The following is a 1,304-nucleotide window of genomic DNA, read 5'->3' on the forward strand; positions in this document are numbered from 1 at the left end:
ACGCGATAATTATGAATATATAATCATCGATTGCCCTCCATCACTTGGGCTTCTAACCATAAATGCTTTGACTGCTGCTAATTCTATTATTGTCCCTCTTCAGTGTGAATTTTTTTGCTCTGGAAGGATTAAGCCATTTAGTTAAAACTGTAGAGCTGATAAAAAGGAATAACCTAAACCCTTTTTTGGCAATAGAAGGGATAGTGTTAACAATGTATGACAGGCGTAACAAACTCAGTGAACAGATTAAAAACGATATTTGCCAGTATTTAAATGATAAAGTATACAAAACTATCGTCCCATTGTATGAGACTGTTATTCCACGTAACGTACGGTTATCAGAAGCGCCCTCTCATGGAAAACCTGCTATTGTGTATGATCTTAAGTGTCCTGGTGCACAAGCATATATAAGTTTGGCAAGGGAAATTTTAAAAAAGCACGCGAGCAGTTGTAAGGAGAAGAAACTAGTAAGCGAGGGCGTAGTATGAAGGATGATAGACGCCTTGGCAGAGGTCTTGCCGGCCTCATAGGCGATAATTATGATAATAAAGAAGATCGACAAGAGCATTTGCCTATTTCATTACTGCACCCAAGCAAATTTCAACCGAGGAAACATTTTGACGAGGAGTCATTAAGAGAACTTGCAAATTCGATAAAGAAAAGTGGCATTATACAGCATATCGTGGTACGCAAAGATTCAAATGATGACGGTTATGAAATAATAGCCGGGGAACGTCGTTGGCGAGCAAGCAAGATTGCAAATCTTAATAGTGCACCGGTTATCATAAAAGATCTGAGCGACAAGGAATGCTTGGAAGTATCCATAATTGAAAACATACAAAGACAAGATATTAATCCAATAGAAGAAGGTGAAGCGTATAAGAAACTGATAGATGAGTTTTTCTATACACATGAGGAATTAGCTTCAGCTATAGGCAAAAGCCGCAGCCACATAACCAATATGATTCGGATGTTGTCACTTCCCTGTAGGGTAAAAACAATGATCAACGAGAAAAAACTATCTATGGGTCATGCAAGAGCGTTGATTAATGTTGAAAATGCTGAAGGTATTGCAGAAAGAATAGTTTCTCAAGGCTTAAGCGTTAGACAAACTGAAAAATTGATAAAAGATTTGCATCAAGGCAACAACCAAAAAGAGCAGAAATATACTAGAAATCAAGATATGACGGTAATAGAAGGCGCTATATCTTCTCAACTTGGTTTAAAGATCAAAATTAATGACAACAATTCTAAGGGTAAAGTTATGATACGGTATAATAATTCAAATGAATTGGATCTAATAT

General features: G+C 36.8%; 1 protein-coding gene and 1 pseudogene. Both read left to right on the forward strand.

The genetic code is table 11. The features are described from left to right. Positions 1-488: pseudogene (locus tag WGMM_RS01590) on the forward strand (ParA family protein); the annotation flags it as partial. Beyond that, on the forward strand, positions 485-1,304 hold an 820-nt coding region (locus WGMM_RS01595; protein WP_038249082.1), incomplete at its 3' end, for a ParB/RepB/Spo0J family partition protein. The pseudogene WGMM_RS01590 and the gene WGMM_RS01595, both read left to right, overlap by 4 nt.

The sequence above is a fragment of the Wolbachia endosymbiont of Glossina morsitans morsitans genome, assembly GCF_000689175.1.
GTDB lineage: Bacteria > Pseudomonadota > Alphaproteobacteria > Rickettsiales > Anaplasmataceae > Wolbachia > Wolbachia pipientis.